The organism is Shewanella olleyana, from assembly GCF_023283825.1.
Taxonomy (GTDB): Bacteria; Pseudomonadota; Gammaproteobacteria; order Enterobacterales; family Shewanellaceae; genus Shewanella; species Shewanella olleyana.
Genome location: NZ_JAKILD010000005.1, coordinates 42,716 through 68,261 on the forward strand (window position 1 = coordinate 42,716; position 25,546 = coordinate 68,261).

At 42.8% G+C, this 25,546-nt stretch carries 23 protein-coding genes; 12 read left to right on the forward strand and 11 right to left on the reverse strand.

All coding sequences use genetic code 11. The features are described from left to right. Positions 1-177 precede the first annotated feature (177 nt). Positions 178-1,041, forward strand: coding sequence for an RNA polymerase sigma factor RpoH (rpoH, locus tag L2735_RS05010; RefSeq protein ID WP_248983667.1), 864 nt, complete (start codon positions 178-180; stop codon positions 1,039-1,041). 115 nt (positions 1,042-1,156) lie between these two features. Here rpoH and L2735_RS05015 read toward each other — a convergent pair whose 3' ends face one another. Genes L2735_RS05015 through menD form a run of 4 tightly spaced genes read right to left on the reverse strand, consistent with a single transcriptional unit; the run spans position 1,157 to position 6,572 of the window. Then, entirely contained in the window at positions 1,157-2,878 is a 1,722-nt protein-coding gene (locus tag L2735_RS05015; RefSeq protein ID WP_248983668.1) for an AMP-binding protein, read from the reverse strand. Between the two features lie 33 nt (positions 2,879-2,911). Then, positions 2,912-4,018 carry an o-succinylbenzoate synthase gene (menC, locus tag L2735_RS05020; protein ID WP_248983669.1) on the reverse strand — a complete coding sequence of 369 codons (1,107 nt, stop codon included), beginning with the start codon at positions 4,016-4,018 and terminating at the stop codon, positions 2,912-2,914. A 53-nt stretch (positions 4,019-4,071) separates the two neighbouring features. Beyond that, a complete protein-coding gene (gene menH, locus L2735_RS05025) occupies positions 4,072-4,842 on the reverse strand; it encodes a 2-succinyl-6-hydroxy-2,4-cyclohexadiene-1-carboxylate synthase (protein ID WP_248983670.1) in 771 nt (256 codons plus the stop codon). Beyond that, the gene (menD, locus tag L2735_RS05030; protein ID WP_248983671.1) at positions 4,842-6,572 is read right to left on the reverse strand and encodes a 2-succinyl-5-enolpyruvyl-6-hydroxy-3-cyclohexene-1-carboxylic-acid synthase; all 1,731 of its coding nucleotides are present in this window, start codon (positions 6,570-6,572) and stop codon (positions 4,842-4,844) included. Before menD ends, menH begins: the two co-directional genes overlap by 1 nt. A gap of 201 nt (positions 6,573-6,773) precedes the next feature. Between menD and L2735_RS05035 the strand changes: the two genes are divergently transcribed. Next, positions 6,774-7,604, forward strand: a complete 831-nt coding sequence (locus tag L2735_RS05035; RefSeq protein WP_248983672.1) for an HDOD domain-containing protein — start codon at positions 6,774-6,776, stop codon at positions 7,602-7,604. Positions 7,605-7,630: 26 nt separating this feature from the next. Here L2735_RS05035 and L2735_RS05040 read toward each other — a convergent pair whose 3' ends face one another. Then, positions 7,631-8,080, reverse strand: coding sequence for an Lrp/AsnC family transcriptional regulator (locus L2735_RS05040; RefSeq protein WP_248983673.1), 450 nt, complete (start codon positions 8,078-8,080; stop codon positions 7,631-7,633). Positions 8,081-8,240: 160 nt separating this feature from the next. Here L2735_RS05040 and yjeH point away from each other — a divergent pair, with 160 nt between their 5' ends. Then, entirely contained in the window at positions 8,241-9,509 is a 1,269-nt protein-coding gene (yjeH, locus tag L2735_RS05045) for an L-methionine/branched-chain amino acid transporter (protein ID WP_248983674.1), read from the forward strand. Positions 9,510-9,597: 88 nt separating this feature from the next. On the opposite strand, the gene L2735_RS05050 is transcribed toward yjeH, so the two are convergent. Both L2735_RS05050 and L2735_RS05055 read right to left on the reverse strand, forming a co-directional pair. Continuing rightward, positions 9,598-10,047, reverse strand: a complete 450-nt coding sequence (locus L2735_RS05050; protein WP_248983675.1) for a tellurite resistance TerB family protein — start codon at positions 10,045-10,047, stop codon at positions 9,598-9,600. 138 nt (positions 10,048-10,185) lie between these two features. Then, positions 10,186-10,716, reverse strand: coding sequence for a DUF2780 domain-containing protein (locus L2735_RS05055; RefSeq protein WP_248983676.1), 531 nt, complete (start codon positions 10,714-10,716; stop codon positions 10,186-10,188). A gap of 196 nt (positions 10,717-10,912) precedes the next feature. On the opposite strand from L2735_RS05055, the gene L2735_RS05060 reads away from it, so the two are divergent. Both L2735_RS05060 and L2735_RS05065 read left to right on the forward strand, forming a co-directional pair. Continuing rightward, a complete protein-coding gene (locus L2735_RS05060; RefSeq protein WP_248983677.1) occupies positions 10,913-11,644 on the forward strand; it encodes a hypothetical protein in 732 nt (243 codons plus the stop codon). Between the two features lie 35 nt (positions 11,645-11,679). Beyond that, positions 11,680-13,083: a tetratricopeptide repeat protein gene (locus L2735_RS05065; protein WP_248983678.1), complete on the forward strand. Its 1,404-nt coding sequence runs from the start codon at positions 11,680-11,682 to the stop codon at positions 13,081-13,083. 960 nt (positions 13,084-14,043) lie between these two features. Here the strand turns inward: L2735_RS05065 and L2735_RS05070 are convergent. Both L2735_RS05070 and L2735_RS05075 read right to left on the reverse strand, forming a co-directional pair. After that, positions 14,044-14,388, reverse strand: a complete 345-nt coding sequence (locus tag L2735_RS05070; protein ID WP_248983679.1) for a hypothetical protein — start codon at positions 14,386-14,388, stop codon at positions 14,044-14,046. A 207-nt stretch (positions 14,389-14,595) separates the two neighbouring features. Beyond that, complete coding sequence (locus L2735_RS05075; protein WP_248983680.1) at positions 14,596-15,576, reverse strand: LysR substrate-binding domain-containing protein; 981 nt, start codon at positions 15,574-15,576, stop codon at positions 14,596-14,598. Between the two features lie 116 nt (positions 15,577-15,692). Between L2735_RS05075 and L2735_RS05080 the strand changes: the two genes are divergently transcribed. The 3 genes from L2735_RS05080 to L2735_RS05090 all read left to right on the forward strand — a co-directional run bounded on the left by L2735_RS05080 (position 15,693) and on the right by L2735_RS05090 (position 18,080). Then, positions 15,693-16,901 carry a multidrug effflux MFS transporter gene (locus L2735_RS05080; protein ID WP_248983681.1) on the forward strand — a complete coding sequence of 403 codons (1,209 nt, stop codon included), beginning with the start codon at positions 15,693-15,695 and terminating at the stop codon, positions 16,899-16,901. Positions 16,902-17,075: 174 nt separating this feature from the next. Next, complete coding sequence (locus L2735_RS05085; RefSeq protein ID WP_346348124.1) at positions 17,076-17,675, forward strand: tRNA-uridine aminocarboxypropyltransferase; 600 nt, start codon at positions 17,076-17,078, stop codon at positions 17,673-17,675. 27 nt (positions 17,676-17,702) lie between these two features. After that, positions 17,703-18,080, forward strand: a complete 378-nt coding sequence (locus L2735_RS05090; RefSeq protein ID WP_248983683.1) for a hypothetical protein — start codon at positions 17,703-17,705, stop codon at positions 18,078-18,080. 46 nt (positions 18,081-18,126) lie between these two features. On the opposite strand, the gene L2735_RS05095 is transcribed toward L2735_RS05090, so the two are convergent. Next, entirely contained in the window at positions 18,127-19,617 is a 1,491-nt protein-coding gene (locus tag L2735_RS05095; RefSeq protein WP_248983684.1) for an ATP-binding cassette domain-containing protein, read from the reverse strand. A gap of 310 nt (positions 19,618-19,927) precedes the next feature. On the opposite strand from L2735_RS05095, the gene L2735_RS05100 reads away from it, so the two are divergent. The 4 genes from L2735_RS05100 to L2735_RS05115 all read left to right on the forward strand — a co-directional run bounded on the left by L2735_RS05100 (position 19,928) and on the right by L2735_RS05115 (position 24,865). Next, positions 19,928-21,166 carry an amidohydrolase gene (locus L2735_RS05100; protein WP_248983777.1) on the forward strand — a complete coding sequence of 413 codons (1,239 nt, stop codon included), beginning with the start codon at positions 19,928-19,930 and terminating at the stop codon, positions 21,164-21,166. Positions 21,167-21,223: 57 nt separating this feature from the next. Beyond that, entirely contained in the window at positions 21,224-22,552 is a 1,329-nt protein-coding gene (locus L2735_RS05105) for a M16 family metallopeptidase (RefSeq protein WP_248983685.1), read from the forward strand. Beyond that, entirely contained in the window at positions 22,549-23,991 is a 1,443-nt protein-coding gene (locus L2735_RS05110) for a M16 family metallopeptidase (RefSeq protein WP_248983686.1), read from the forward strand. The genes L2735_RS05105 and L2735_RS05110 overlap by 4 nt, the downstream gene beginning before the upstream one ends. Before the next feature lie 280 nt (positions 23,992-24,271). Next, positions 24,272-24,865, forward strand: coding sequence for an immunoglobulin domain-containing protein (locus L2735_RS05115; RefSeq protein WP_248983687.1), 594 nt, complete (start codon positions 24,272-24,274; stop codon positions 24,863-24,865). Positions 24,866-25,017: 152 nt separating this feature from the next. Here L2735_RS05115 and trmL read toward each other — a convergent pair whose 3' ends face one another. Further along, positions 25,018-25,482 (reverse strand): tRNA (uridine(34)/cytosine(34)/5-carboxymethylaminomethyluridine(34)-2'-O)-methyltransferase TrmL, encoded by a 465-nt coding sequence (trmL, locus tag L2735_RS05120; RefSeq protein WP_153916490.1) that lies wholly within the window; start codon positions 25,480-25,482, stop codon positions 25,018-25,020. Positions 25,483-25,546: the final 64 nt, after the last annotated feature.

Below are 25,546 nucleotides of genomic sequence, written 5' to 3' on the forward strand. Positions count from 1 at the left end.
TTTGTTCACTTGCAATTGCTTTGGATTCAGCAGAATATAATTCAGCGCGCATTTTGTGTGCATCCTTGTGTTGAACCACTGTTGACATATGTTGTCCGATAATAGATAGTTCACCACTTAACTTAAAATATTTTAAGTTAGATAAGTGTTAAAAACGCAGTAATAGTAGGAGCTTTAATGGCCTTTCAATCGCAATCTATGTCACTCACTGTCCCTAGGGGAAGTAGCAGCTTAGAAGCTTATATGCAATCAGTCACAGGCATCGAGATGCTTGGGGCGGAAGAAGAGCATGAGCTCGCCAAGCGCTTGCAAGAAACCGGCGATCTACAAGCTGCAAAGAAATTGATTATGTCTCATTTGCGCTTTGTTGTGCATGTGGCTAAAGGTTATTCTGGATACGGTTTGCCACAAGCTGACCTTATTCAAGAAGGTAACATCGGTTTGATGAAGGCGGTAAAACGTTTTGATCCTGGTGTTGGCGTTCGCTTAGTGTCTTTTGCTGTGCATTGGATTAAAGCTGAAATTCATGAATACGTGCTTAAAAACTGGCGTATTGTGAAAGTCGCAACCACTAAAGCGCAACGTAAACTATTCTTCAATATTCGTAAAACTAAAAAGCGTTTAGGCTGGTTTAGCGATGAAGAAGTCGGCATGGTAGCAGAGAATCTAGGGGTGTCTAAAAAAGACGTCACCGAAATGGAGTCGCGTATGGCGGCGCAAGATCCTGCATTTGATTTAGCCAGCGACAATAACGATGACAGCAGTGTTGATTTTGCACCTGTTCATTATTTAGAAGATCATTCTTCAGATGTAGCGGTTGAAGTTGAGAACGAAAATTGGGAATCTGATTCTCAAGCACGTTTATTTTCAGCAATCAAAACATTAGACGAGCGTAGTCAGCATATTTTACGTGCGCGTTGGTTAGATGATGATAAAACCACATTGCAAGAATTAGCATCGACTTACCAAGTGTCTGCAGAACGTATTAGACAACTTGAAAAGAACGCAATGAACAAGCTTAAGTCTTGTATGGAAATCTAGTTTCCAGCGTTTCAACCTGAAACGAAACCATTAAAACCTGCTACGGCAGGTTTTTTTATGACTGAAATTTGAGCCTTATGGCTTATGGCTTCTGGCTGATAGTTTTAGTTTGGATTTATGATTTAGTTATCCGCTGCTTAACTGCAGCAATAATGGCTTTGCGGGGGATTTTTAGGCCAGTGGTTTCTACGTCATTAGGCCAAGTGTAGTAATGGCGCGGGCGTTTAAAGCGAGCAATTTTTGTCAGCACTAATTCTTCTATTGAATTAATGTCAGCTGCAGTGAATGTCGTAAGCCTATTTTCTGAGGTTTGAGCCTCTGTAGTTTTAGTCTCTGGCTCTCTAACGTCTAATTCACTAGTAGACGGGCCGTTTAACTGCGCATTGGCTTTAAGTTGGATAATCGCTGCTGGCAATAAGCTGAATTTGAGATCTTCTTGTGCAAACACAATGGCATTTTGGACCGAGGGATGGGCCTTGATTGCTGCTTCGATTTCTTCAGGATGGATATTCTCGCCGCCACAAATAAACATATTATCAGTACGGCCAAGCAAGAGAAGATTACCATCGGCGTCGAACTCGCCTAAATCTTGGGTGTTGAACCAGCCTTGTTCATCTATAGCTTTTGATAGTGGTATTTGCTCTTGTGGCTGCTTGTCAGCTTGTTCTGAGTGCTCGACTTGCTGCTGCAACTGCTGAGTATTACCTTGTGTTAAATATCCTAAAAATAAACACTCACCTTTAACCCAAATTGCACCATCACGGATAGTTAGCTGCCTATTGTTGAGCGGCTTACCTAAATGCCCTTGTGGGTTAATCAATGCAGTGGTGATTTGCGAACTCATCTCAGACATACCGTAACTGCAATAAGCATTAATATGCCTATCAGCGAGTGCTGAGACTAAATGAGGCTCAATAGCGCCGCCACCTAACAAGAGTGCTTTTACCTTATCTAATGCCTGTGGTTGTTGGGCTAAAATCTCAGTTAACTGTGCAGCGACTAACGACACATGGCTAATATCTGCATCGGTGATCTGTTGCCATAAAGCATGCTTGCTACTTAATACCAGTGCCGCGCCCGCCAACGCACAGCGGTTAATAATGGCTAAGCCGCCGATATGAAACAGCGGCAAGGATAATAGCCAACTGTCATTTAGTGTTAATGGAATATTTTCGGCAGAACCCGATGCACTAGCAATATGATTTGCTAAGCAATGCACTACGCCTTTAGGCTTGCCACTTGAACCTGAAGTGAGAATGATATTAAGCGGTTTATCCGCATCTACAGTTGGCTTGCTAAGTGTATTTTTTTTGCTAAACGGCTTGTCAGTTAGCTCAAGTTTAAGCTGTGAAGTAGCCGCGAATTCAGGCTCAGCTGTCTTGTCTGTTGAATTATCTCTAATAAGTTCAGTATTAGTGACGTCAACATTAATGGTTTCAGACCAAAAGTAGCCGATTTCAAATCGCTGACACAACTCAGCGACTTGCGATGCAGGAAAGCGAGGAGATATGGGTAAAAAGATAGCGCCGATATCAACACATGCCCAATATAGGCAAATCATTTCAAGGTTATTGCTGCTGATACAAGCGATACGGCTATTTCGGCTAACCTTCTGGACTTTTAGCGACTCAACGAGGTTTGAAACGATATGGCTCAGCTGCAAGTAACTGATAGTGTGATGACTTACTGATTGATTTTTAACAGCTTCATTGTTAGCAGTTTCATTGTTGACTGTTTCATTGACATTCTGCCAAGCATAATGATGGCTAGTCGTTGGTAACTGAATAGCCGTTGCTTCAGGTGAGTTTAAAGCCGTTTGGTGCAGCGGAGAAATCATCACAACCCCTATTTAGCGGTAGCAAGCTTGTGTTTAAGAGTCACAAGTATAGCGACTCATTAACTGAGTGACCTGCGGATTTAATTGATTGCTCGGGTCTATTAACGGCTTTTCAAAGCTGGCTAAAGTATCCAGACCTGGGATCTCATCAGGGGTTAACAGCGCAGCTAACGTCGCTAAATCTTGAATACCTAAATTGGCCTCTAAACTTGAACTTAATATGCAGCGAACGCCGTTCTCGGTAGCTGTTTCAATCAGCTGACTGAGTTTGTTGGTATGACCGATAATCATTGGCTTGAGTATTAACGCTGCCAAGCCATCAAGCATAGTAAATTGGTAGTGGGCATCGTTTAGGGTTTCATCGAGTGCGAAAGGGATTTTCAGCGCTTGATAAACATGTAAATTTTGCTCGAGGGTGTTGCAAGGCTCTTCGATGTATTCAATGCTCGTCTTTGGCAGACATGCTAAAAACTCAATCGCTTGCTCAGCACTAAAACCTTGATTGGCATCTAGGCGTAATTTGAGCTTTGGATTGATGGCTAATATTTGATGAATGAATCGAATTTCTTGTTCAATTTCAGCCTGAGCAACTTTAACTTTTATCGCATAAGTTCGCAGTGGTAGTGCATTGATGCGTGCTGTTAAGGCTTCATCGGTCATTTCAGCTTGGTAGTAGAATAAACCAATTTTGCGATGATCCACATGAGCATATTGGAACGCAGGATTGAACTTAAGTGCTAATAAGCTGAGTCCAAATGCTGCGGAGGGTAGGTCTATTTTCTCAGCTAAAGTGGTTAACTCAGTTAACGGTTTGCTGATTAACTGAGGTAAATCAAGTTCAAGGGAAGTGATAACCTGTTCAAGGGTTTCTTTGCTAAAGCCTGTCAGGATTTTACCTTCAACATCTTGGCCTGACAGTGGACTGATTTCTACGCGCTCACTTCTGCCGTCGTCTAATTTGGCACTAACGATGAGACCAAAGCGTTGATCTATTCGCTGAGTTGCCACAGGCAAGGTTGGTGACAATGGGATTTGGTAACGGTGCAGTGTAAGCTCACTGATGACGGCAGGTTTAGCCTGTTCAGAACTTGAGTGCTGATATGATTCAAGTTCGTCAGAAGAGTGGTCATCAGTGTGCATGAAGCGTTCGTCCTTTTATATCGAGTACCGACTGCTTAACGCTTGGCTAGCAGTTATGGATAAAGCAGCTGTATTACCCTCGCTGCGAACATCTGTGGTTGGGCTTTATGGGTATTATGGCCACTATTTGGAATAGTGATAACAGATAAATCGAGCTTCTGTTGCCATTTTTCAGCCAACTTAGAAAACTTACTGTCTTGTTCACCCACCAACAGGTATGTCGGGCAGTGTAATTGTTTCAGTACTTTTTGGCCATTATCTTGTAGACCAAGCGACGTACTCTGAAAACAATGCAGTAAGGCTTGAGGGTTATTGTTACTGCGAATATTAACCAGTTGTTCGCGAGAAGCTGCGTCTAATTCAGCAAATACCGGTTGCTGGTACCATTGGTTTAAAAATAACTTGATAGGTTGGTTAGCGAGTTTATCTGCCCATTTTTGATCGTGTTTCAGCCTTGCTTGCTTGTCTCGGGTAGAGCATAAACCTAAATGTGCGGATTCGAGCATCAGGCTTAAAAGCGCTTGAGGATGAAATTTGGCAATGTGTAGTGCTACGCGTCCGCCCAATGAGTAGCCCAGCAAATGAAATTGCGGGTAACCTAGGTGAGCCACTTTAGAGGTGATGGTTTCTGCGAGCGCTTCAAATCCAGGGCTTGGCAATATTTGTTCATTCTCGCCATGCCCTGGTAAATCAATACAAATACAATGAAAATACTGGCTTAAAATTGGCAAACTCGCCTGCCAATCTTCTTTAGAACCTAAAAAACCATGTAATAAAACCAGTGCTGGTAAAGCTGTGTCACCGTAACGTTTAATGGTTGGCATTAGTGTTGTTTCACCCATTGTGCAATGAGCTTTATTTGATCGCTTGCTTGATTCGGGCTGACATTCACTTCAATCACTGAAGTACCTGCAAAGGCCATCGCATCGGCATAAGCGTCATCAAAGCTCGTTAAACAGTCCACTTGGTTATACGGCAAGCCAAACATAGCAGCTGCATATCCGAACTCCAGTCCGTGACTTAAGCGGTAATATTCGTCTCTTACTGCTTCATTAGGCACAGGTAACAAGTTAAAAATATTGCCACCATCATTATTCAAAATCACAATCACAAACGGACTATTAATTTGTTTAGTGATGGCTAACGAATTGAGGTCGTGCAAGCTTGATATATCGCCTATAAGAAGGGTGCTTGGCTGTTTAGTGGCTAGCGCCATACCGCCTGCCGTTGCGATTAATCCATCAATACCTGATGCGCCGCGATTAGTATAAATATGGGGAGATTCGCAAGTGATTGGAGAATACATATCGTATAAACGAACCGGTAAGCTGTTGCCGATAAACCATTGGTGCTGTGATGTTTGGGCTTTGGCTATTTGGCGAACAACTTGTGGCTCGCCAAAGCTACTTTGATCAATATGCTGAGTCAGCAAAGCTTCTAATTGTTGATTCATCTCAATTAATGGCAGGGCCCAATTGGCATCTGATGAACGTGGCCATTTTGCACTGCACATAGCCGACACACTGGCTTGCCAAATTCGTTTAGCTTGATGATTAGGATCAAGGCGCTGCTGTATTGGTAGCACTTGCCAGTAACTGTGCCATTGCTGCTGGGCAATAAAGCTGATTAACCTTTTAGAAATAAATCGGCCACCAAACACTAAAACGCGATCGGCTTGTTCAACAAATTTAGCCGCTTTGGGGTTGAGTAAAAGCTGATCTATATGACCAATCACACTGGGATGCTGTCTTAGCTGAGATTGAGCATCAACCACAATCGGCCAGCCAAGCTTTTGAGCAAGCTCAATGATCTGCTGCGGATTATCCTGTGGCGATAATGTGCCCACTACTACAACACCCTTACCATGAACAAAGCGCATCATGGTGTCTTCAGTCGGTAAGTTACATGCTGAGACTTGGCCGTAGTCGGTATATGGGAATTGATGGCCTAGCCAGTCAGCAATAGGAGTGACATAACCTGATAAAGCAGATGTTGCTAGCTGGGATAAGGTTTCTAATTCCGTTGGGTACAATGGCTCACGGTACATACAGTTAAAGTGCACTGGCTGAGTTTGATTGCTGACGACTTCATCTATTGTGGTTAATAAGGTATTAGGACTAATGGCAATATCGGGTGTCGGCAGATTTACTTGTTTAGCGTAATCAGCAAAAATGGCTGGTTGGATGATCGCTTGGTTAGCTCCGCAGCCAATGAGCTCTGGTGGTCTATCACCACTTAATACAATTAGCGGTACTTGAGTCAGCCATGCTTCAACAATGGCTGGATATAAATTCGCTACCGCAGTGCCTGAGGTAGTGACAATGGCAACTGGGCTGTTACTGGCTTTGGCAAGCCCAAGTGCCATAAAGCCTAAACCACGCTCATCAAAATGCAGGTGACGTTCAAGTTTATCTTGCGCGGCAGCTGCGAGCGTGAGTGGCGTAGAGCGAGAACCAGGCGCCATGCAAACGTGTTTAACACCAAGCCGTGCAAGCTCTTCAAGGATTAAGGCACCCCAAAGCAAATTGATGTCGGCAGCTGGCTTTGTTTGCATATTGTATCACCTAATAAGAATTTAGTTAGATGATTGAGTGTAACCCTTACAAGAAGGCATATCTAAGATTTTGGTTGGATTTTGACAAAAATATCCTAAAAAACAAAGTTTTTTAGTACTGAGTTTATTTGGCTGAATTTTTAAATTTGAACTAGTTTTAATTGGATGATTGATAAAACTATTCAAAAAAGGAAGCTGGATATGGAATCTACTGCGTTATTAGAAAAAATAAATGATTTACCCCGTCTCCCCAAAGCCGTTAGTGAGTTACTCGATGCTGTTAATAATGACAATACTTCAGTTAAAAACTTATCTGAAAAATTAGCACAAGATCCGGTGATAAGTGCTCGAGTATTGAGGTTGGCCAATTCTGCCCACTTTGGTCGTAATCGTGAAGTGAGTTCTATTGAGGAAGCAGTGATCCGTTTAGGCCAACAAACGCTTAAAACATTAGTGATTGCTTCTGCAGTTGTGGGGGCTGTGCCAAAAGTAGAAGGATTCGATTTAGCCAGCTTTTGGGGCGAAACATTCGAAATATCTTTGTACTCACAAGAGCTAGCTAAGCGCTGCGATATTGCCGCTGATGAAACCTTTACCTGTGGAATTTTACATAAAATTGGTGAGTTACTTATCGCTACTGCCGAACCTGAGTTAGCTCAACAAATAAAGGCTGCAGTGGATGTTGGCGGTGTTCAACAAGAGTTAGAAGAGAAGTTACTGGGAACTGATGCTCCTTCTGTGGGTGCTTTATTGGCTAAAACATGGAATTTTGCACCTTCATTGGTTCAAGGCATTCAGTTTCAGCGCAATCCGTTAGCGGCTAACCCACAATCCAAACCCGCAGCGTTATTATATTTATCTCATTTAATTAATCGAAATTGGGATGACTCACGTGTCGCAGATGCGTTTGGCACCTGGTTATCGATGCAGGCCAATGATGTTGGAATCATCAAAATGGACATATCGGGCGCCGCTGATAAGTTTGGTGATTTAAGAGGCAAAGGATTAGAGATTGGTAAGCAACTCGTTTAATCCATATTGGACCAGCTAACTGAGTTTTACTGCTGATTCGGTTGGCTGCTGGCCTGATTGTTAATCCACTCGCTCATTACTACGTGCGTTTTAATTTTAATGATGTCAGCTTGCGCATCAATAAATTCACGAATTTCATGTAACCTTTTCATCGAACGGGCATTCACGTATACCAGTAAATCCATTTCCCCTGTAATCCCCTGACAAGTAATCACTTCAGGTATCCCGTGGAACACATGAACAACATCAGCACAATTTGCGCGTTCGTGCTGTATTTCAAAGTAAGCGGAGACACCTTCTTTTTGCGATTCACTCAATAGCACCTGATAGCCACGAATGACTCCAGACTGTTCAAGTTTCTTTATCCTCTCAGTGACCGCACTACGTGATAAACTCACAGATTCTGCAATATGAGAAATGCTTTGGCGGGCATTGGCGCGTAATGCCGTAATGATGAGTTGATCAAATTTGTCCATGTTATTACTCGCTTAATGTTTACTGGCCGTCATATTGTGGGTAAAGATTAGCTATTCCGTCATAATGTCGGTTTTATAAGTGATCTTGTAGGGCGTTTACGTCAGTTTGTTTAGCAAATTAAATTTATAATTCTTTCAAACTTCACCATAGAATAAGCCAATGAATCAAATTACAGGAACGATAGGGCGCTGGCAAGGTGCCGGATTGATGGCCACCACTTTGCTGGGTACAGGGGTATTTATTTTGCCGCAAATGACCATTGCAGTGGCAAATAGTGGCGCTTTATTAGCATGGGTAATCTTAACTGTCGCCATTTTGCCTGTGGCGGTGGTATTTGGTTTACTCGCTAGTCGTTTCCCTCATGCTGCAGGGCCTGCCTATTTTATCGAGAAAGCCTTTGGCACGACTGCTGGCCGAACCATAGGGTTAATCTTCTTATTCGTTATTCCTATAGGTGCACCAGCGGCGATTTTAATGACTTTCCAATTCATGGATGCGTTGGTTTCTATCACAGGTTGGGGGCAGCTTGCTGCAGAACTGGCTATCGTGTTGGTGCTATTAGTTTTAAATTATCGCGGCATTCAAGTGTCGGCCAAGCTGCAATTTGCGCTGACCTTAGCCATTGTGGCTGTGGTTGCCGTGTTATTTGGCGCTAGTGGTACTAATGTCAGTGAAGTTGAGACTTTAGCAAGCTTAGCAACACCAGAAATGTCTACAGTGATGTTAGCAATGGGGATTGGTTTTTGGAGTTTTCTAGGTATTGAAGCCATGACCCATTTAGCGAATGACTTTAAAAACCCTAAAAAAGACATGTTACCTGCGATGATGATGGGCACCGTGCTGGTGGGGATCATTTATCTGATTTGTACTTTGTTATTACTGATGGTGCCTAGCGATAAAGCAGGTCTTGCTATGATCCATACCTTTGATGGGCTATTGGGCGATATGGTTTGGCAGGGAATGGGCGCGCAGGTGATTGGTATCTTAGGTATCGCCAGTGGAATTGCCACCGTGAATGTCTATTGCGCTAGTGCGGCGCGTTTACTATGGAGTTTCAGTAAAGAGGGTGTGTTGCCTCGTTATTTTAGTCAACTCAATCAATTTGGTGTGCCATTGCGAGCATTAATGACCATTTTAGTGACTATGGCCGTAGTCATTACGCTCACTTTTATTACAGAGCAAAAACTTGAGGATTTAATTGCCTGGAGTAACGGCGTATTCGTGATTATCTATTTGCTCACCATGTTGTCAGCAGCCAAGTTACTTAGTAAGCGATATTTACCTTTGGTTATAGGAGGCTGTCTTTTTTGTATCGGAGTGGGTATCGCACTGGCTGAAAACATGCTGTATTCATTTATTTTAGTCTTGTTGATAGCGCCATTTATGTATTGGCAAAAGCAACATCAATTACGTAAACAAGTCGTTTAGGTAAAGCACTTATCAAATAAAAACAGCGCTACTTTCGATTAAAGTGGCGCTGCAGTTAAAACCGTTATTGAGTGACTCAGAATTTAGACTAACGTTGCTCCATGGCAATATTACGCATTTGAACCACTTCACTGTGCTTTAAGTAAAGTAAGTCGGCAGTGCGGCGAATGATTTGATCTTCATTACGGCATAATTTGCCGTCCGAGTAGGCAAGTTTCCACATGCAAAGCAGTAGTTTTTGCTTTTGCTCAATGGAGCACTGAGCATTTATTTCAGCGGTAAATTCATATAGCGAGGTTGCATTGCCTTGCACAAGTTTTGCTTCACCAATGAGCTCATTGGCTTCAGCAGCGCTAATATCTAAATTGCTACTTATCATACTTGGTAGCATAGCCACTTCCTGCTCATCTAAGGTTTCATCGGCATACATGACTTCAAGCAATAAACTTACAGCAGCTAATTTAAGTTGTTGTGCCTGGTCTTCTGGAGTCGTTGCTTGGGCGTGCGACTGTAAAAATTGTTTTAATTTCGCGATCATATAGCCTCCTAAACGACGGCAAAACGCTGCCGCAATAGTGAGTTTTGAAAATGAAGATAAGATTAAGCTTAACAGAGACAATAATGCCGAGCGAATGGCTCGGCATTAATTAAAATTAATCCTTTATTTACATCAAGATTAAAGCAGTGAGCCAAGACCTTTCATTAACAAATCAGTTGTCCCTTCAGTACCATTAGTTTCTAAGTAAGATTTAGCGATATCAACCATTGGTGCCACGTATTCTTTTTTGATACCTAATTTTTCAAATGTATCGTATACCATGGCAGCGCCTTCAAAAGATTTACCTAAATCACCAGCTTGAGATAAAAGTCCTGACATACCGTCATCTGAAGATAAAGCAGGAACAGCAGATAAAAGGGCATCAGCACCTGGAATACTGTTTGATAACTGGCTGAAATCAGAGTCACCTAAGTTAGACTGGGCAAGGCTTAGCAATGAACCTAAACCACCTTCAGCTTGGTCTTTACTGAGTCCAAGTTGTGACATCACATTGCCAACTAAATCAGCAGATTGTGCATCAGCGGTAGTCTCTACTTTTTCTACTTTCTTTTCTTCAGTGCCAAAAACACTGTCTAACCAACCCGCTTGTGCTGGTGAAGTAACTGCAAACATCGCGATTAAAAGACTTACTGCTGGGCTTAATTTCATCGTGGCCATCCTGTGGTTCATGTTGAATGATTAAAGGTTAGTTTTCGTGATCCTGTGACCATTTTAACGTTATTCACAAAAATGTGACAAATGATTTAACTAACTTTACGCTGCAACGATATCAATTGTGCAAAAACAGCGTTTTTTCGGTATCCTTAGCAGCATATTTTGTCTTATTTAGATTATTGGAAACCCCATGTCATTGTCTGCAATTTTGACTGAAGCATATAATTTCTTCCGTAACCACGTGGCGCAGCTTGCATCACTTACAGTGCCACTACTATTAATTCAGGTCATGATCCAAGTGTGGCTTGGTAGTGAACTGGCTACACAAGCAGAAGTTGAGGTGCCACAATTTGGCGCAATCCACGGCGCTGCTATGATGGCGCTATTACTTATCTTCTCGTTGCTTATCGCAGCATTAACGCTATATCTGGAAGTTCGTTCACGCGGACACGAAGTTACTCCAGGTTTAGTGCTGAAAAACAGCTTTACCTTTGTGCCGCCACTGTTACTTGCAGGGGTATTCTCTGGTTTAGCGATTTTAGCGCCAGTGATGTTATTCGCAGTATTTGGACCATTTTGGATTATTGGTTTAAGTATCAGCTTTTATCTGTTCGCACGTCTTGCTTACGTTAACTTTATGGTCATTGTTGAGCGTGTCTCACCATTAGAAGCCATTAAAAGTAGCTTTAAGTTTTCGTCACCAATCGTATTGAAAACGATGATGATTTTGATGTTATATCTACCGCTTTCAATGGTCGGTGGCATCGTCTTGCAGTTAACCGAATTCGGTGGATTCCCGCTACAAGTTATTATTGATACCTTGTTCGCATTTTTAGGACTATTCGTTAACGTTGCGCTATTTAGATTGTATATGGTTAACCGTAATACCGATGAAAGTGAATCTGATACCACTGAAATCTAACTGAATAGTGAATGACAGCAGAGGAGTAACCGCCAGTGTTAAATGATATTGAGTTTATTGGCGGCTTCTCAGCTGAAATTGTGGATGATTACACCAAAGCAAAGAGTTATGTCAGGGATATTCCCACCCAAGCTTTGGTGTTTGTCCGCAGCTTTACCCATCAAGTTACTTCATTATTAGCTGAAAAAAATTCAGTTAAGTTTAATGGCCCAAACCTATATGACCGCATCGAGCAGCTAAATCGAATGCGTTATATTGATGTGCCTACTACCCGCGCATTGCATCGACTGCGCAGTGACGGTAATCGCGGTGCCCACCCTGAAAAATACCATTTAACCCAAGAGCAATTAGTCTCGCTGGCCGAAAAGACCATCAAGAATATCTTGTCGTTGATCACTATGCTTTACCCTAAGGTGCATCGCAAGAAAGCCCCTGAATTCCAGTTTGAAGCGTTTGATTCATTCGTGGGTCGGGAGCTTTGCTATCAAGCGGTGATGCACAATGATCATCAAGCCCAGTATCTTGTAGGGATGTCATTAAAGTCCAAAGCCTTGATGCAGCAAGAACAAGAGCAATCTCTTGATCAGCAAGCAGTAGAGCATGCCGAATCAGAAAGTACCTTTAAACAGGCTGCTAATTGGTTTGAGCTGGCATCAGATAAGCACCAGCAAGCCTTGTTTGAACATGGGGTTGCGCTACTTCATGGTTATAACGGTATCAAAAAAGTCGTTGAAGGTGAGTTGGCCATTGAACGCGCGGCAAAAGCGGATGTAGTAGAAGCTAAAGCCTTGTTAGGTTTTTTCTATCTGGTTGGCAGCGAAAACTTCAGTGCTGATTTAACTATTGCGGCTGACTGGCTGGAACAAGCTGCAATGGCCGAAAACACTGAGGCTATGTCAAACCTTGGCGTGTTGTATTACCAGCAACAGCAACTTGATAAAGCGTTTGAGTGGATTAATAAGGCGGCACAAGCAGGTTACCCTCATGCACAGTATCACTTAGCCTTAATGTTATTTAATGGCGAAGGTTGTGAAGCAAACCCGAATGCCAGCGAGCATTGGTTAGCAGAAGCGGCAGAACAAGGGCAACTAGATGCCATGTTTACTCGCGCCCAGCATATGTTAAACGATGATTCAGGCTTGGGCGCTGATGTGTGTTTAGCAGAGCGTTATTTACGCGATGTGATTAACTACGGCCGCAGTGTACCGGCAATGATAGAGCTCAGCGTCGCGCTGGCAGACGGTGTGTTTAAACGCATTGATGTGGTGGAGTCAGCGTCATTACTTAAGCTTGCTAAACAATATGCAAACGATGAACAAGCAGAGATCATCGAGCCGATTTGGCAATCGCTGCAAATTCAAATTGATAATGTTATTGCACTAAAACCCAGTGATGAAGAGCTTAAATCTTTGATTCATGCACAAGGGATATTGGCTTAATATTACACCAATTAATATTAAGGGGAGTATACCCCATATTGGTGTACAGATTGATTAAGTCACAATACTTCCCCTCGAAAGCTAGCTGGCCATATATGGGCAGACTCACGCGATTTTCTTCATGATCTCAATATCTAGGAATACCCAGGCTTATTTCAAAAAAGCGATAAATTCTTAATACTTATCGCTTAATTTTATCTAGAAATAAGAGATGAACTTGCAGGCTAAATGTTCTCCGTTTGAAGTGTCCGAGAGCGTTAAGTGAATTTTCGTGAGCTCGGCATGGATGCCGAGTTAGCCTTAGATTGAGCCATGGATGGCGAATCTGAGGCGTTAGGAAATTCACTTATAAGATTGAGGGAACAATACTTCAATGGAGCGGGTGGGTGATCCAAGAGGGAGTTGCCGTTCACTCCCTTTTGGTCTGGTGTGGGCGAAGCGCCACGACTTTAGTTTCAAAATGGTAATCGTTCATAATAGATAGTACATTATGAGATACTTCTAAATATTATTTTTAGTCATTGTTTTTATTATCTTTATATTAATTATCACGGAATGAAAAATCATTATGATTGCAAAAGGAACTACGTTTATATTAGTGATATTACTCCTAACCGCTTGTAAAAAAACTGAAGACCAAATAAAAGAAGAGAAAGCAATTTATAATGAATGTGTAAGTAATGGTGTTAGGTATTTTAGAGAAATTGGATCTTTCCCAACATTAAAAACTGCTCCCAACAAGGGGCGACATGCGATAACTGTTGCTCGTGAAAGGTGTGAAAGAGCACCGCGAACTGCATTTTCTAGTTGAGTCGTCAGTGTATAAATACCCAGTTTAATTATAAAAAAACACCGCCATTTGGCGGTGTTTTAGTTTGAGCTATAAACTCTCATAAGCCTTAATAAACATCATGGTCAATCAACCTCGGGGGGATCAAGGTTCACTGACAATATAAATGTTTAGTCTGCTTGATGTTCGAAAGTGCGGCCACCAGATGTTGGGTTAGTACGTTTAAACATTTCCGACTTATACAGTGAATGCTCGCGCTCTACATTAGGATTATCACGGTAGACTTCGTCTTGCTGTGAACGGTTTCCGAAAATGGGCTGCATTCTAGGTGCTAGGTATTTACGGCCCAGTAAGTTAAGTCCGATAAAGCTCACTAGAGCGAATACCAGTAAAAATGGTAGCAATACAATCGTGGTTAATGCGATAGCAATTATCGACAATAGCGCTAAAAATGGGTGCATAGTGCCAACGCGTTGTTTGACCTGTGCTTGATTTACAAACTGATTAAAGTTCATTGATGTTCCTCAATTAAGCTGGCTGAGTGTGTATCAAAATGGCGATGGATACAGTTTCGGCCTTTCATAAAATCACTATTTACAGTGATGACACCATCAGTGTGCAATAAAAGCACTATTATCGTCACGTTAATCCTGATTAATGTTGGATCATGAGTGCTACTCATATTAGTGGTTTGAGCAATACAAATATTCATATTTATAAGATTATTTCAGTACTTCAAGTTCGGGTTGCTTTAGTGCTGTGGCGACACTTTCACAAATGATGTTTCTTAGCCACAAATGCCCAGGTGCTTGACTGTTACGTTCGTGCCATAACAACACATAAGCCATCGGCATAAAATCGAACGGCAATGGGATTTCTTCAAGGGGGTACAGTTTGACTGCGTGACGAGAAAAGCTCGATGGCAGGGTAAAAATCAAATCACTATGGGCGCAAATACTGGCTGCACCATAAAAATCAGGCACTGTGGTACTGATCCGGCGACGTAAGTTTAAGTCGGCTAAATGATAATCCAACGCCCACCAATCGTTGCCTTCACAGCGAACTTGTACATGAGACATGCTCAAATAACTATCTAAGTCCCATTTTTTGTTGCGGATCACGTCTAACATTGGATGATCTTTGCGTACTAAGCATACTTGCTTATCCTTGTATAATGTTTGGTACTCAATGCCATCTGGGATTTGTTCAATTTTCAAATCTGCTTGAGGGTGAGTATCACGCCCCGCAATACCAAAATCTATTTGGCCAAGTTGTAAGTCTTGGATTGATTTCTCTGCCCAGACGTAAGAGTCGAGTTTTACGTTGGGTGCATCGTGTAAAATTCTGCCGATGAAATAAGGCAGTAATGTTTCATAGGCACTCTCAACCATAGAGAATGAAAAATGTTGGTGGCTGCTGGCAGGTACAAAGGTCGGCGGCTGAGTGAGTTGATGCAAGGTTTGCAAAATTTGTGGTAGTTGATGACCTAACTGCACGGCATGAGCAGTTGGTTTTAAACCGTGGGCGGTGCGCTGAAATAAAGGATCGTCCAGTGTGAGCCTTAAGCGGTTAAGGCTTTTGCTTAAAGCTGACTGACTCAAATGTAATCGACTCGCAGCGCGGGTGACGCTTTGTTCTTCGAGCAGAACTTGTAATATCACCAACAGGTTTAAGTCAATTTTAGCGAGATTATCGATATTCATATGATATTCCTCAGGGGAAATTTACTTAGGAAATCATACCATTTCTATTCATACCATGAGTAGTCTAGAATGCGCGCCTGAATCAATATTTGAACTTAAGAAAGAGATTAGAATAAATGAGACGTAACTTATTGCCCACGCTGATGTTTATGGTGCTATTGAGCCCATTGGCCATCGATATTTATTTACCATCAATGCCAACTATGGCAATTGAGTATGGGGTAAGTGGTAGTCAGGTGCAGTCGACACTGGTGTTATTCTTATTTGCGATGGGACTCGGGCAGATTTTAATTGGCCCATTAGCTGACCGTTTTGGTCGCCGTCCTATTGCGCTATTTGGTATCGTTTTATATGGCATTAGCAGCCTTCTCGGTTCTATGGCGCAAGAGTTTGAAGTGCTGCAAATTGCCCGCGTACTTCAAGGCTTAGCGGCTTGCTCAACCTCGATTGTAGTATTCAGCGCCGTACGTGATTGTTATAGCAGTAAAGAAAGCGTCAAAATGTACAGTTATTTAAATGGCGCCATTTGTGTGATTCCAGCATTAGCACCGACTTTAGGTGGCTTATTAGCATTGCAATTTGGTTGGCGTTCAACCTTTATCTTTATGGCGCTTTACGCGATTATCGTGTTAGCGATCGTATTATTGAAGTTCCCTGAAACTCGCCCAGACAATACCGATACCAGTGGCGCACTTTACCGTTGGGCCCGCTATAAGCCTGTGTTAAGTGATGCACATTTCTTGTTTTATGCCAGCACTTGTATGATTGCAATGGCGTCGATTATCACTTATGTATCGTACTCACCTATGTGGCTGATTGGCCATTTGGGGATCAGTGAACTTGCCTTTAGTGGCTTGTTTGGTTTGAATGCAGCTGTGAATATCGCAGCTTGCTTTGCTGCGCCTGTATTAATTAAGCATATTGGAAATCGCCCAGCTGTAATTGTTGCTCTGGCAATGATGTTTTTAGCTGCAGCCTTAGAAGTAGTAATGCAATTAGTTGGACCGCAATCAGGTTTAGCGGCTGGCTTTGGCTTTATGTTACCTATGATGCTGTTATGTATTGGCTTCGCTATTTTACTTGGCCCTGCCACTTCAATGGCATTATCAGCTTTCGGTGAACGCGCAGGTACTGCCGCTGCCATGTTAGGTTGTATTCAAATGAGTGGTGCATCAGTGCTAGCAGGTTTAGTACAAATGACTGATATTACTGCACCTTATGCCATTGCCTTTTTAATGGGTGGTTTGTCTTTATTACTACTGGTAATGATGTCACTAAAAAGCCTTAGTCATTTGCATATGGAGCAAGTGCACCCAGAGCATTAATCCATTAGAAAACATATTATTTAAGCTAATGCCGCTGATTAACACTCAGCGGCATTGTTGTTTCTGGTACAGCACAGCTAATTAGCGCTAAAATAGTGGCTCAAGATGTAAATCTGCAATGAGTTAATAGTGTTCTCATTAAAGTGTTCAAAGCTGCGTTAATAGAGGTGAAGTATCAGAATCATTTGTGAAGCTTGTGGTTACCCAACAACAACCTGTATTTGCGATAGTGTGTCTCCTATGTCGATTAAAACTGAAGTGATTGTTTTACAGCATCCTTCAGAAGTTGAGCATGCCAAAAATACAGTTAAATTACTGTGTTTAACCTTGCCTGCCACCCAGGTTGTGGTTGGGGAAACGGCAGATGACTTTGCAGAGCTGCAAACATATTTACAGCAATCCTCTAAGCCTGTTTATCTCGTGTACCCAAATGAAACGAGCCAAAGTGCTGCTGACTCCGGTGCTGTCGAAGATTGTATTATTCTGTTGATTGATGGCACTTGGCGTAAAGCATTTAAAATGCTGCAACTTAACCCGTGGTTAATGGCATTGCCAGCACTGCATATTGAATTTGAAGGGGGGTCGCAATACCGTATTCGCAAGGCTAAACGTAGTGACAGTTTATCAACCCTTGAAGCTACTGCTTATATGCTGCAAGCGATTAGCCCAACACTGGATATAGCGCCTATGTTTGCAGCTTTTGATGCGATGGTGCAACATAAGCTAGATGCGATGCCAGCAGCGGTGCGCGCGCGGTATGAACAGGAACAGTAAGACTCAATTACAGGGAAGCTAAACAGTATGTCGAATTTAATCGTAAATACACAAGGGTTGTTTAAGATCTTTATGGTGCTTGTTACCACGTTGCTGTTGGCATTGTGCTTACCTGCGACTGCCAGCGATAAACCTAGATTGACCTTATCCCAGCAAGCCGACCAAGGCCGAATTGACTCAAAAAAGACAGAGCAAAGCCAGCTAGAGAAAGCCCGCAAAGCAGCCAGTGATACTCAGTCGCGCGAGCAAGAAATTCTGGAACGCCAAGAGTCAGGCGAATGGGAAAAAGAACAAATAGAGAAGTCCCAAGCTCAGTTTAAAGAGCGTGAGTCTCGGGCTGATAAGTATCTGCGTGAAGCTAAAGAAGCGGCGGCCAAAGAGCGCAAAATTGAAGAGCAAGATTAACTGATTCAATTTCGCCGTTTATCGGCATTGTGAAACAGGCCTAACCTTAACTCAACAGGGCTTTATAGCCATCGGTGTCTTCATCATAGATAAACTCGAGAAAATTATTGATGCTAGCTAAACGGTCTTCATGGTAATGAGACACATACAATAGCTGGCTAAGGTTTTCTCGTGCTATCAACTCAAGGGTATTTCTCACTAACCTTATCCCTAAGTAATCTAACCCTTGATAGGGCTCATCTAATATCAGCAATGTCGGTTGTTTCACTAGTGCCCTCGCGATTAGTAATAACCGTTGCTGACTATAATCAAGTTGTTTGATGGGGGTATTTGCCAACGCTTCCATGTGCAAAATGGTGAGCCAATCTTGCGCTATTTGTTGCTGTTTTACACTGGCTTGTAGGTATAAACCGATAGAGTCATAAAACCCAGATAAAATCACGTCAATCGCGCTGCAATTAACGCGATATTGCAGATGTAATGCTGATGACACCATACCTATGTGTTGTTTGATCTCCCAAATGGTTTCGCCACTGCCGCGTTGTTTACCAAATATTTGAATATCGTTGCTATAGCATTGTGGGTGATCACCAAATATCAAGCCTAACAAGGTGCTTTTACCGCAGCCGTTTGGCCCTTTGACCTGCCAGTGCTGGCCATTATCAATGCGCCAATTCACGTCAGTAAAAATGGTTATATCACTGTAAGCCACTTTGCCATTTTTAAGTTCAAACACAGGATCGGCAAACTGACTTTGATGACGGTGACGTTGCATCAGTGCCAGCATTAACTCGCTCTGTACTTTCGATTGTGACTTAATTTGGCCAATAACCGGATGACTATTCCAGCTGGCTTTATCCATAATACTGTCTAATTTTCCGTGACTGAAAATAGCCACTTGCTCTATCCATTGCGGCATATCTTCTTCGCGAGAAAATATCACCATCATAGGAATGCTGAGTTGAGCAAGGTAAGTCGCCAGAGATTGTCTATGTTCAACATCTAAACCTGCAAAGGGATTATCTAGTACAAGAAAGTCGGGTTGTGACGCAATGGCGCGTGCCAACATAATTCGGCGAGTTTCACCGGTGGATAGCTCATGAAAACCGCGATCTTTTAAATGAGTTAAATCCAGTTCAGTGAGTAGCGAGTTAACTAATATCTCTTTGTTTTTGCTACACGGACCAATTTGTTGGCTAATAAGCGCCAACACAGTAGTGCCTTTATCAACGACATTAACAAAGTCAGTATCATCATCTTCAAGCTCTAAGGCCAATAACCTTTGCTGCTCTGTCAGCGACACCTGAGCAATACGATGCGAAGATATATCTAGGCTGCCTGAAGTGATATCAGCGATATGGCTTGGGCTATCCGGATGACTTGGGTTATCAGGCTCACACAGTAAATCGCCAATAATAGAGCCAATATCGTTATGAGCGCAGAATACCGCCCATGACTCATCCTGAATATGCCAATCTGGGATATCAAGGCTGACACTGCCGCTTTTAGCGATAAATTGATTAAACTTAACTTCCATTGGCGCGACCCTTAACTGCTATTTACTCGACTTTTAGCTGCCATTCACTTGGCCCTTAATTTCGACTCACTCGAGCTTAATTTGCTGGTTTCGATTCATTTTCATGCTTCTTTATAAAGCGAACAGTTCACTAAGTAAACAAATCGAAACAATTTCTTAGGGCTTGGTTTGACAAACTATTTAACAACTTCGGCCAGACCCTGTAGATTGAAATGCATCAAAAACGATAATAACCATGGATGATAATATGCGCCTCACGACTTTGGCCTTGTGTCTTGCGACCCTTTCAGGCTCTTTTGCTCCTTCAATAATGGCTAAAACCCCAGATGCAGCGATGCTTGCTGCGGATGTAGAACAAAAAGTGATTGAGTGGCGCCGCGACTTACATCAACACCCTGAATTATCTAATCGAGAATTTAGAACCAGTAAAGTTATTGCTGCTCATCTTGAGTCTTTAGGCTTAGAGGTGCAAACCGGCGTGGCTCATACTGGCGTTGTCGCGATATTAAAAGGCGCCAAGCCTGGGCCTCTTATCGGTATTCGCGCCGACATGGATGCCTTGCCAGTCACCGAAGAAGTGGATTTACCTTTTGCATCAAAAGCTACAGATACCTACCGTGGCCAAACCGTTGGCGTGATGCATGCCTGTGGCCATGATACTCATGTGGCCATGTTAATGGGAGTGGCGGAAAACCTCGTTAACTCAAAAGATAGCCTTGCAGGTGATGTGATGTTTATCTTCCAGCCTGCAGAAGAGGGAGCACCAGCTGGCGAAGAAGGTGGCGCTGAACTCATGCTAAAAGAAGGTTTATTTGCTAAACGTAAACCAGATCAAGTGTTTGGAATGCATGTGACTTCAAGTTTGCCGACTGGCGTGATTGGACTGCGTTCTGGCCCTGCGATGGCGTCTGAAGATTCATTTACCATTACGGTTAAAGGCCGCCAAACTCATGGCTCTCGCCCTTGGGGCGGTGTCGACCCTATTGTGGCATCGGCACAAATCATTAATAGCGTACAAACTATTATTAGCCGTCAAGTTGATGTGACTAAAGCGCCAGCTGTTGTGAGCTTTGGCGCCATTAATGGCGGTATTCGTTCAAACATCATTCCCGATGAAGTAGAGCTGATTGGTACTATCCGTACCTTTGATCAAGATATGCGCGCTGAGATTAAAGTTAAGCTGGCTGAAATTGCCGAGCTTTCTGCTAAAACATTAGGCGCAACTGCGATTACTGAGATTGATGCGGGTTACCCTGTTACCGTAAATGACCCGAAACTAGTGGCTGATATGCGTCCAGTTATTCGTGGTGTGGTGGGCGGTGAGAATTTAATTGAGCCGGGTTTGATAACTGGTGCAGAAGATTTTTCATATTACGCCCTAGAAACCCCAGGTTTGTTTTATTTTCTTGGGGTGACACCCGAAGGAAAAGATCCTGCCACAGTAGCGAGTAACCATTCACCGGCATTTTATGTGGATGAAAGTGCGCTAAAAGTTGGCGTACAAACCATGACTCAACTTGCCTTAACAGCATTAGGCGCGAGTAAATAAGCCGAATATAGGTTAACTAATCGTCATAATTTACGATTTATAAAAAAGGAAGCAATCATGAAGCGCAGAATCACCGCGTTAGTGGTATTACTGACAACTTGGGTGAGCGTGACAGCCAACGCCACCACTCAAGAAGATGTAAACACGTTTACATTAGACAATGGCATGAAAATTATGGTGTTAGAAGATAGCAGTATCCCTAACGCTAACATGTATTTATTTTGGAAAGTGGGTTCTCGTAACGAAGTGCCTGGTATTACTGGGATATCGCACTTTTTTGAGCACATGATGTTCAATGGGTCTAAAAAGTACGGCCCTAAAATGTTTGACCGTACGATGGAAGCCGCTGGTGGAGCCAATAATGCTTACACCACAGAAGACATCACAGTGTATACCGACTGGTTCCCTGCGAATGCACTAGAAACCATTTTTGATTTAGAAGCTGATCGTATCGCTAATTTGGATATTAATCCTGAAATGGTTGAAAGCGAGCGTGGTGTAGTGCAATCGGAGCGCACCACAGGTCTTGAAAATTCTAACTGGCGCACCATTCAAGAAGAAGTGAAAGGCGCGGCATTTAGAGCGCACCCATACAGCTGGTCTGTGATTGGACATGAATCTGATATTGCCGCTTGGAGTTTAGAAGACTTGCAGCAGTATCATAAAACCTATTACGCACCGAATAATGCTGTGGTAGTGATTGCTGGTGATGTCAAAGTGGCTGAAGTGAAAAAACTCGCTAAGCAATATTTTGGTGTTATCCCAGCACAAACGCCACCAAAAGCTGTACGAACTGTAGAGCCTTTGCAAAAAGGTGAGCGCCGGGTATTTGTTGAAAAAGCCTCAGTGAGCACACCCAATGTGATGCTGGCTTACCATGTCCCTTCAACTAAGCATGAAGATTATTACGCGTTAGATTTGTTAAACACCATTTTCAGTGAAGGGAATAGTTCACGCCTTTATCAAGGTTTGGTTGATAAGCAAGTGGCGTCAAACGTGATGTCGTATTTACCATTATCATTTGACCCGAACCTATTTTACTTCATGGGTGTGGCCAATTCAGGTGTTGATGCTGTGCAGCTTGAAGCCAATATGATTGCTGAAATCAATCGCATTAGCTTGGAAGGCGTCACCCCAAATGAGCTTGAGAAAGTGAAAAATATCAAGCTGATGGATTTTTACCGCACCATGCAAACGATTAACGGTCGCGCTAATACCTTAGGACGTTATGAGCTGTATTTCGGCAGTTATGAAAAATTATTCAGTGCACCAGAGGCTTATAACAAAGTGACCGTTGAAGATATCCAACGTGTGGCGCAAACCTATTTACGTAAGGCCAATCGCACAGTGGGTGTGTTAGCTGCAACAGAAGGAGCTGACCAATGATTTCACTTTCAAGATTTAGCAATAACACCACAGTCTCAGCTATCGCATTAGCTTGCACGTTAGCGTTAACGGGGTGTGTGAGTACCAATGACAGCGCTAAAACGGTTGATACTGGCAGTTTTAGTATGCCGCAGTACGAATCGATGACTTTAGATAACGGCCTTAAAGTGAACTTTATGGTGCAGTCTGAAGTGCCGATTATCAATATTAATGCGGTTGTGCGTGCTGGCGCGGTTAACGATACCACTTCAGGTGTGTCGTACATGACTGCCAAGAGTTTAATGCTTGGCGCTGGTGGTAAAACTAAAGCTGAAATTGAGCAGACTATCGACTTTTTAGGCGCTAGCCTCAATACTGCTTCAGGCCGTGAAAGCACCTTGATTGGCGCTGATTTTATGAGCAAAGATGTCGATACGGTTCTAGCTATTATGCAAGACGTATTGATGTCGCCTGACTTTGATAGCGCTGAGTTTGAAAAGCTCAGACAGCGTGAAATTGTCGGCTTATCACAAGCGAAAGAAAGCCCTCGGGCTGTAATTGGCAGATACTACACTAAGATGGTATTTGGTCAGCACCCTTACGCTAATCCAACTACTGGCAATAGCACTTCGTTAGCCGAGATTAATATTGCTCAGTTACGTGCATTCCATAAAAGCTATTATCAGCCAAGTAATATGGCGATTAATGTCGTCGGTGACTTCGACGCTGCTGAAATGAAAGCGAAATTAACCCAAGCTTTTGGAAATTGGCAAGGCACTGAAAAAGCGGTGCAGCCGGATTTAAGTCAAAATTTACCAAGCTTGTTATCTAGCCGAGTGCTGTTGGTGGATAAGCCTGATGCGATTGAAACCACCTTTATCTTTGGTGGTTTAGGTATCAGCCGCGATAACCCAGATTATGTGGGGCTTACTGTGGTCAATACCATTCTTGGTGGCCGTTTTACCTCATGGTTAAATGATGAGTTACGTGTCAACGCAGGTCTGACTTATGGTGCTCGCTCTGGTTTTAGTGCGTTTTCTGATTCGGGTATGTTTCAAGTCAGTACCTTTACCAAAACTAGCACCACTAAAGAAGCCATGGACCTAGCGTTAAAAACCTATGCTCGTTTGTGGGAACAAGGAATTGACCAAACCACTTTAGATTCAGCGAAAGCTTATGTGAAAGGTCAATACCCACCTAAGTTTGAAACTGGCGGTCAGCTGGCTGACTTGATGGCAGACATGTATATCTACAAGTTTGATGATTCATTTATTAATGAGTTTCAAGCTAAGGTTGATGGGTTAACACTTGAAGAAACTCAACGCCTAATTAGCAATTACTTCCCTCAAGAACATCTGCAGTTTGTACTGATTGGTAACGCGGCCAAAGTGGCTGACATTGCCAAAGAGTATGGCGAAGTGACTCAAATCAACATGACGGATGTAGGTTTTGGTCAGTAACTGAGTTTAAAGCTAAATCCAAATCTAAGCCTAAGTTTTTGCACTATGTTAGTGCTTAACTAAAATGCCTTTCGTCGCAGATGAAAGGCATTTTTTATGGCTCAAGTATGATGGCTGAATTGTCGTGGCTTACAGCTCATTGCTACTAATGATTGCTAGAGATTACTGCTAAAAGATCGTTATTACATGTCATTATTTGCAGCTGGTGAGTAAGATTGAAATATTGGTCGAAATAAAATAGTGTTCTTGCTAGTTCCAATTACGAAAGGTCAAGTTGTTCATGTTGCATCAAGCTCGTTTATCGCAGGCTATATCGATGACTGCACTAGTGGTGATGCTCGTCGCTGTCATCATTTCGCCAATCGCCGCAGCTGCCAAGGTTGATATCAGTCAATTTTGTCCAGTACTCGATGGTGACTGGCAAGGTTCAGCTGCTAAGCATGGTGTAGCGCCAAGAGAAGTGACAACATCTGCGATTTGCTCATCAGATAAGCGCAATCTAATGCTGACGGTAAGTCGTGGTGACAGTAACCCTAATAGTGAAGTGTGGTGGTTTAGATCGCAGGGCAGTGAGGTGTTACTGACTTATACCGATGGTGTTGGCGAAGATCGTGAGCAGCTATTTAGCTTATATCAGCGCGGTGATAGTTTTACTTTTTTGGGTAAGGGGAAATTGAACCAGCGACCTGCATTAATTCGCTTGAGTTTTGAACCAAAAGCTTCAGTTGTAGCAGTGGAAGGGAGCAGTGGCTCTGAGCAGAGCTTAAGGACTTGGCTGTGGCGCCAAAGCGCTCACTATCTCGATGACGATAGCGAGCAGTACCAACTTATTCGCGCGATTGAATTGAGTCCAGTGAGTAAGCCCAATCAGTAAATGACTATTCTGCACCCGCGTAATCGAGCAGATGCCATGCTTCGTAGCTGATAAATAATTGTAACTGAGTTAGATTAGTTTAAACTGCGATGACTAGCAGCCATTAATATCAACTGAACCGTGCCATAGAGCTAAGCTCAATCAGCAAATGACTATTCTGCACCTGCGTAATCAAGCTGACGCCATGCTTCATAGCTGATAATTGCAACTGAGTTGGATAAGTTTAAACTGCGGTTACTGGCAGCCATAGGAATACGTAAACGTTGGCTTGTTGGAATTGACTCAATGATTTCCATTGGCAGGCCACGGGTTTCAGGGCCAAATAACAACACATCATCTTTTTCGAAAGCCAGTTCACTGTGTGGGCGACTGCCTTTAGTGGTACAAGCCATGATACGTTTACCAGCCATGGCTTCTAAAAATGCATCAAAGTTTTTATGACGAGTGATATTGGTTAAATCTGAATAGTCTAACCCTGCTCGGCGAAGCTTCTTTTCTTCTAAATCAAATCCCAGTGGTTCAATCAAATGCAATTTAGCGCCATTGTTAGCACATAGGCGAATAATATTGCCGGTGTTAGGGGCGATTTCTGGTTCATATAGCGCAATATTAAACATGATTGATACCTTGATTGAATGAGCTCGGAATTATACGCAAACATGCTAAGGTGTGAAAGACATG